The sequence below is a fragment of the Streptococcus sp. UBA3373 genome, from assembly GCF_002360305.1.
GTDB lineage: Bacteria > Bacillota > Bacilli > Lactobacillales > Streptococcaceae > Streptococcus > Streptococcus alactolyticus.
Genome location: NZ_DEQF01000004.1, coordinates 1 through 6781 on the forward strand (window position 1 = coordinate 1; position 6781 = coordinate 6781).

The 6781-nt window shown below is 39.9% G+C and carries 8 protein-coding genes; 2 read left to right on the forward strand and 6 right to left on the reverse strand.

All coding sequences use genetic code 11. The annotated features are described in order from the left end of the window. Window positions 1-84: 84 nt before the first annotated feature. From hpf to B3R79_RS00690, 3 genes are all read right to left on the reverse strand, one after another. Window positions 85-633: a ribosome hibernation-promoting factor, HPF/YfiA family gene (gene hpf / locus B3R79_RS00680; protein WP_168261312.1), complete on the reverse strand. Its 549-nt coding sequence runs from the start codon at window positions 631-633 to the stop codon at window positions 85-87. An 80-nt stretch (window positions 634-713) separates the two neighbouring features. Then, window positions 714-1376, reverse strand: a complete 663-nt coding sequence (locus B3R79_RS00685; protein ID WP_293693158.1) for a ComF family protein — start codon at window positions 1374-1376, stop codon at window positions 714-716. Then, on the reverse strand, window positions 1376-2674 hold the full coding sequence (locus B3R79_RS00690; RefSeq protein ID WP_293693159.1) for a DEAD/DEAH box helicase: 1299 nt from the start codon (window positions 2672-2674) through the stop codon (window positions 1376-1378). Before B3R79_RS00690 ends, B3R79_RS00685 begins: the two co-directional genes overlap by 1 nt. A 55-nt stretch (window positions 2675-2729) precedes the next feature. Here B3R79_RS00690 and B3R79_RS00695 point away from each other — a divergent pair, with 55 nt between their 5' ends. Together B3R79_RS00695 and cysK are read left to right on the forward strand one after the other, a co-directional pair. Beyond that, window positions 2730-3356: a YigZ family protein gene (locus tag B3R79_RS00695; RefSeq protein ID WP_154454633.1), complete on the forward strand. Its 627-nt coding sequence runs from the start codon at window positions 2730-2732 to the stop codon at window positions 3354-3356. Between the two features lie 98 nt (window positions 3357-3454). Further along, a complete protein-coding gene (cysK, locus tag B3R79_RS00700; RefSeq protein ID WP_293693160.1) occupies window positions 3455-4384 on the forward strand; it encodes a cysteine synthase A in 930 nt (309 codons plus the stop codon). 86 nt (window positions 4385-4470) lie between these two features. On the opposite strand, the gene B3R79_RS00705 is transcribed toward cysK, so the two are convergent. The 3 genes from B3R79_RS00705 to B3R79_RS00715 form a co-directional block, all read right to left on the reverse strand. Beyond that, complete coding sequence (locus tag B3R79_RS00705; protein ID WP_154454635.1) at window positions 4471-4830, reverse strand: S1 RNA-binding domain-containing protein; 360 nt, start codon at window positions 4828-4830, stop codon at window positions 4471-4473. Beyond that, window positions 4827-6230, reverse strand: a complete 1404-nt coding sequence (locus tag B3R79_RS00710) for a bifunctional Cof-type HAD-IIB family hydrolase/peptidylprolyl isomerase (RefSeq protein ID WP_293693161.1) — start codon at window positions 6228-6230, stop codon at window positions 4827-4829. The genes B3R79_RS00705 and B3R79_RS00710 overlap by 4 nt, the downstream gene beginning before the upstream one ends. 80 nt (window positions 6231-6310) lie before the next feature. After that, a partial coding sequence (locus B3R79_RS00715) for a LuxR C-terminal-related transcriptional regulator (RefSeq protein ID WP_293693162.1) occupies window positions 6311-6781 on the reverse strand: 471 nt, incomplete at its 5' end.

The window sequence follows — 6781 nt, forward strand, 5'->3', positions numbered from 1 at the left end:
TTTTCCTTTGTCAACACTTTTTTAAAATAAAAAATACTCCCAAGTTCTAAGGAAGGCATGAACTTGAGAGTATTTTCTAATTCATTATTTTGCTTCGATTAGTCCAACTTGTCCATCTTCACGACGGTAAAGAACGTTTGTTGTTGCATCTTCTGCGTCAGTGTAAATGAAGAAGTCATGTCCTAAAAGGTCCATTTGAAGAAGCGCTTCATCAATATCCATAGGCTTCAAGCTAACATGTTTTGTACGAACCACTTTTGCTGCTGGTTCTTCTTCGACAGTTTCAGCTTCAAATTCGCTTGTGAAAATATGACTTGTTGGCAATTTTTCACGGTGTTTTTTCGCAATTTTAGTTTTGTTTTTACGAATTTGACGTTCAATTTTGTCTGTTACCAAGTCAATAGAGCCGTACATATCTTGTGAAACATCTTCTGCTCTTAGCATAATAGAATCAACTAAGATGGTCACTTCAACTTTTGCAGTTTTTTCACGGTAAACTTTGAGGTTTACACGCGCGTCCAAAGTTTGTTCGGCATAAAAATATTTCTCAATTTTTCCGAGCTTTGATTCGACATAGTTACGGATAGAGTCAGTTACTTCAATGTTCTCTCCACGAATACTATATTTAATCATAGGCTACCTCTTTCTTGCTTTAAAAAAGCGCTTTCTTTTTATAACTCTATTATACTGCTTTCATGAAAATTTGCAAGTGTTTACCGTGCAATACTAAAACTTTTTACATTTTTAACGCCTGCCTGATGCAATAAATCGTAAATGCCTTTGAGAGTTGCGCCTGTTGTGTAAATATCATCAACAATGAGGACTCGCTCTGGCAATGATTTTTGGCTTTTTATGGTAAAAGGATTTTGACTTTTTAGACGCTCATGTCTGTTTTTATCTGACTGTTTTTGAACATCTGTCTTTTCTAAAATATCTTGATAAGACAGTCCGGCACTATCTAAAAAGGCGGTAACTTGGTTAAATTGCCTGTCTCTTAGCCGCTCTGGGCTAAGAGGAACTGGCACTAAGGTGTAATCTTTGTAGTATTTCAGATGATTTTTAATTGGTTTAGCTAAAACTTGACTTAGTACCATATCTCCTTGAAACTTGTATTTGGAAAAATAGTCTCTCATAAATGCATTATAGGTAAAAAGGGCTTCGTGTTGAACCCGATGGTCTTGTTTTTTCCACTCATGACAATCTAAGCAGGTCCTTATCTCACCTTTTCGAAAACAGGTTGGGCAATGTGAATCCCCAATTTTTTCAAAGCTATTTTGGCAAGTCGAACAGACACCGTCACTGTCTTTTGCCATTAAGATAATGTTTAAAAACCGTTCTGTTTCTGAAAATACCTGACGGCATAGCAAACATTCCACTAAAAACCACCTCTTTTATTCATTTCTTTAATTTCAGCAATTGCCTTAGTCATTGGTTTCGTAATGCCTTCATGTAAAAATAATAGTGCGCCTGTCGGACGCTCCTTGGCACGACCGACACGCCCAGAAATTTGCACGAGGGCACTTTTGGTGTATAGGCGATGGTGGGCTAGCATAACAAAAACGTCCACACAAGGAAAGGTTACCCCTCGTTCCAAAATCGTTGTTGTCACTAAAATCGATAACTCTTGCTGCCTAAATTGATTGACGATTTCCAAACGGTTTTCCGTCTGACTGGACACAAAAGCGATATTTTCGTGTGGCAAATACGTTTTTAAAATCTTTGTAAATACCTGACCTTGTGCGATATTTGGAAAAAAGATGAGTAAGGGATACTTAGTCTGACGCTGTTTTGTCAAGATTTTCATGAAGGCTCTAGGAAGTTGGCCTTTTTGCATGTGCTTTAAAACACCACTCAGCCAAATGTTTTTGGGAACGACGAGAGGATTCGCATGAAATCGTCTAGGTAAATGCAGCTTAGCTAATTTACCGCTTTGCACCTGTTTGTCCAACTGGTCTGTGGAGGTGGCTGTGAGGTAAATCTTGCTCCCCTCTTTTTTGAGCGATTGCTCGACTGCGTGATACAACAGGTGATTATCCACAAAGGGAAAGGCGTCCACTTCATCAATAATCAACAAATCAAAGGCTTGATAGAATTTCAATAATTGATGAGTTGTTGAAATCACTAGTGGAGCACGTTGGTATTTTTCGGATCCTCCATACAGCAAACTAATCTTACAAGCAAAATCTTGTGACAGACGCTTGTACAATTCAAGGCATACATCAATTCGAGGGCTGGCTAATCCAACACAACCACCATTAGCAATCACGGTCGCAATAGCGTGGTAAATCATCTCTGTCTTACCTGCCCCTGTTACGGCATGGACCAATAAATCTTTTTTAGCCGCGATAGCTTTCAACATGCCTTGCGATATATTTTCTTGATAAGGGGTTAATTGACCCTTCCAAACCAAAACATCTTCTTTTGGAAATGGCTTTTGTGGGAAATAATACAAGGACTGCTGATTTGTATTTCGTCCAAAAACCAGACATTCTCGACAATACAAGGCTCCTGTTTGTAATTGGTAATTCGAGAAAACCTTGCTGCCACAACGACAACACTCTGCATGAGTCTTGTGATCTATCATAGCGGGAAGAGCCTTAGCCTGCTTTTTTAAGGCATCTGTTAATTGTTCTGAAGTAAATAATCTTCCATAATAGTGTTCTAATGAGTTCATACTTCTTTATTCGAAAATTTTTGCCAAATAGTCTAAAATTTTGTAGAATTTGGGTATGAACTATAAAACCATTAAAAACGACGGAATTTGTGAAGAAGACATTAAAAAATCACGCTTTATTTGCCAATTGAAACGGATTAGCACTGAGGACGAGGGGCGTCAATTTATCGCGGAGGTCAAAAAAGAACACTACAAAGCCACGCACTCGTGCTCGGCTATGATTGTTGGGGAAGATGCGCTTATCAAACGTTCGAGTGACGATGGAGAGCCCAGCGGAACAGCTGGTGTTCCTATGTTGACCGTATTGGAAAAACAAGGATTAACCAATGTGGTTGCTGTTGTGACACGGTATTTTGGTGGTATTAAGCTGGGAGCTGGTGGGCTGATTCGGGCTTATTCAGGAAGTGTAGCCAATGCTTTAAAAGAGATTGGAATTGTAGAAGTCAAAGAGCAAGAAGGCCTTAAAATCACGCTGACTTATCCACAATACCAAGTTTTTGCTAACTTTTTGCAAGCAGAAAATCTTCAAGAATGCGACACCACTTTTCTTGAGCAGGTTACCACTTTTATTTACCTCGACGCTGATGCTGTCGAAGACGTCAGCCAACGACTCATTGAATTTTACCAAGGAAAAGTCACTTTCCAAAAAGAAGGGGCTAAAATTGTGGAGGTTGACCTGTGATAGCCTATTCTTATCACTTTGATAAAAAATAGGTATTTTACAAATGGGGCTATTGGGATTATACTTTGTCTATCAATTTATCAACGAGGGGTGGTTACATGTCACATATTTATAACTCGATTACAGAATTAGTTGGAAAAACACCGATTGTTAAACTCAATCGCATTGTCCCTGAGGATGCTGCAGATGTTTACATCAAATTAGAAGCTTTTAATCCAGGGTCATCAGTCAAAGATCGCATTGCCTTGCGCATGATTGAGGACGCTGAAAAGAAAGGTATCATCAAACCTGGTGATACTATTGTTGAACCAACATCTGGTAATACTGGGATTGGATTGACTTGGGTTGGCTCTGCTAAAGGCTACAAGGTTATCATCGTCATGCCTGAAACCATGAGTATTGAACGCCGAAAAATCATTCGAGCTTATGGGGCTGAATTGGTCTTGACACCTGGTAGCGAAGGGATGAAAGGTGCCATTGAAAAAGCCAAGGAAATCGCCAAAGAAAAAGGGGCTTGGTTGCCACTCCAATTTGCCAATCCTTCTAACCCTGCGGTTCATGAGGAAACAACAGGTGCTGAAATCATTGACACCTTTGGCCCAACTGGCTTAGATGCTTTTGTTGCTGGTGTGGGAACTGGTGGAACCATAACAGGAGTTTCACACGCCCTCAAAAAAGCCAACCCTAATGTCAAAGTCTATGCCGTTGAGGCAGATGAGTCGGCCGTCCTTTCAGGTGAAAAACCTGGTCCGCACAAAATTCAAGGGATTTCAGCTGGCTTTATTCCAGAAACTCTTGATGTCAAGGCTTATGATGACATTATTCGAGTGACTTCTGACGACGCCATCGCGACAAGCAGACAATTGGGTAGTCAAGAAGGCTTCCTTGCTGGTATTTCTTCTGGTGCTGCTATTTACGCTGCTATAGAAAAAGCCAAAGAACTGGGCAAAGGCAAAAAAGTTCTCGCTCTACTTCCAGATAATGGCGAACGCTACCTCTCAACAACTTTATACGATTTTAACGATTAATAGCTTGAACTTGCCATTTACAGCTTCTCTCTATATAAACCAAAAACACCGCGCTAGAGCTTTAAGCTTACTAGCACGGTGTTTTTTTAGTCTTCTTTAGATAAGGTTTTCAAACTTTCTTCAATCCAAATGGGCAAGTGCTGCTCTAAAGGTTCAAAGCCGATTTTATAGTGACTGTTTGAAAAACGATGGTGGCGATGGCCGTAGTTTTTGCCTTCTTCGAGCGTACGAAGCGATAGGCTCACTTTTTTGGTGTATTCGTCAAAATCCACCACCTGAACCAAGACCTGCTCACCGATTTTGAGAAATTGATGGATATTATCCACATATCCTGACTTGATTTCTGAAATGTGAATCAGACCTGTCGTCCCATTATCTAAGGCAACAAAGGCACCATAAGGTTTTATACCTGTTATTGTTCCAGTGAGTTTGTCACCAATTTTCATTCATCCACTACCTCAATTGTTTTGATGACAACATCTTCAACCGGGCGGTCTTGAGCTCCTGTCTCAACATTGGCAATCTCATCCAATACTTTGTATGAAGCGTCATCCATAATTTGTCCAAAGACAGTGTGGCGACGGTCAAGGTGTGGTGTCCCACCTTTAGCAGCATACAATTCAGCGATTGGTTTTGGCCAGCCACCGCGTTCCAATTCTTTTTGAGCATATGGAATTTTGCTATTTTGAACGATGAAGAATTGGCTACCGTTAGTGTTTGGGCCAGCATTGGCCATTGAAAGAGCACCACGAACATTGTAAAGTTCTTCTGAAAATTCATCTTCAAAGCTATCGCCATAGATAGATTGGCCACCCATACCAGTACCTGTTGGGTCACCACCTTGAATCATGAATTCAGGAATAATACGGTGGAAAATGATGCCATCATAATAACCGTCTTTTGCCAAAGCAACAAAGTTAGCTACGGTTTTTGGAGCGTGTTCTGGGAAGAGTTTCATCTTCATATCCCCATGATTTGTTTTAATAATTGCTACTGGACCTTCAACGTTTTCAAGATCAACTTGTGGAAAATGTAATTGTTTTTCTACCAAACCGAATTCCTCCAAGGCATATAAAATGCCATCTTCTTCTACTGTTTTTGTGACAAAGTCAGCTTTTTCTTTGAGTTCAGGGACGGCATTTCCCATTGCTACAGTCAAGCCAACATAGTCAAATATTTCCATGTCATTTGGTCCATCGCCAAACATCATGGCATTTAGAGGTTTCCAATTGTTCTTTTCAAGAACATGAGCCACCCCTGAGGCTTTTGAAATGTCTTTTTGAACGACATCAGATGAATGCTCATGCCAAGGCACAAGACGAATTTGTGACGCTAACTCTTCTGGCAATTGCAATTGGTCATTGCGCTCAGAAAACGTCCACATATGGTAAACATCATTAGTGAGGTAAAAATCAGAGTCAACGTCGCAAATGCCATAAACAGGTTCCAAAGCATTGTCAACTAGGTCGCAACGTTTGGATACCACAGGCTTGTCCTTACCTGCAAAACCGTACTCGATACCTTCTGATTTTGCCCATTCAACGTATTTGGCAACAATATCGCGTGGCAATGGGTTATTTACAATCTCTTGCCCTTTTTTATCAACAACGTAAGTCCCGTTAATAGTGACAAAATAATCAGGCTCCAAGGCTTTGATTTCTGGAACCACACCATAAAGAGCACGTCCTGAAGCAATTCCTGTCAAAATACCTTTGTCTTTTAGGCTTTTAAACACGTATTGAATAGACTCTGGCATATACCCTGTCGCTTTGACACGCAAGGTATCGTCAATATCAAAAAAGACAATTTTTACTTTTTTGGCTTTGTATTTTAGCTTTGCATCCATCTTATCACTGCGGAAAGAGTTTCTAAGCTTTCTCTTTCCATCTCCTTTCTAAATGAGACAAGTACCCTTTTATTATACCATTATTCGTCATCTTGAGGAACTAAATGATGTTTAAAGGCATAAACAACCGCTTGGGTACGGTCATCAACATCTAGTTTAGATAGGATATTAGAAACGTGGGTTTTGACGGTTTTTAAGGAAATAAACAATTCATCAGCAATGGTTTGATTGTCATAACCTTTAGCCAAAAGCCTTAGAATATCACGTTCCCTACCAGTCAAATCTTCATGCAATTCTCTAATGTGGTCGTGATTTTTGATTTTTTTATCCACTTCGGTTTCAATAGCTAAATCCCCACGCGCCACTTTTTGAATAGCATTTAGAATTTCAGCCGCGCTAGACGTTTTTAACATATAACCCTTCGCTCCTGCATTAATGACGGGGTAAACTTTTTCATTATCCAAGTAAGACGTTAGCACGAGAATCTTTGCTTTTTTCCATTTTTTTAAGAGGGTCAAGGTTGCTTCAACCCCATCCATTTCAGGCATCAC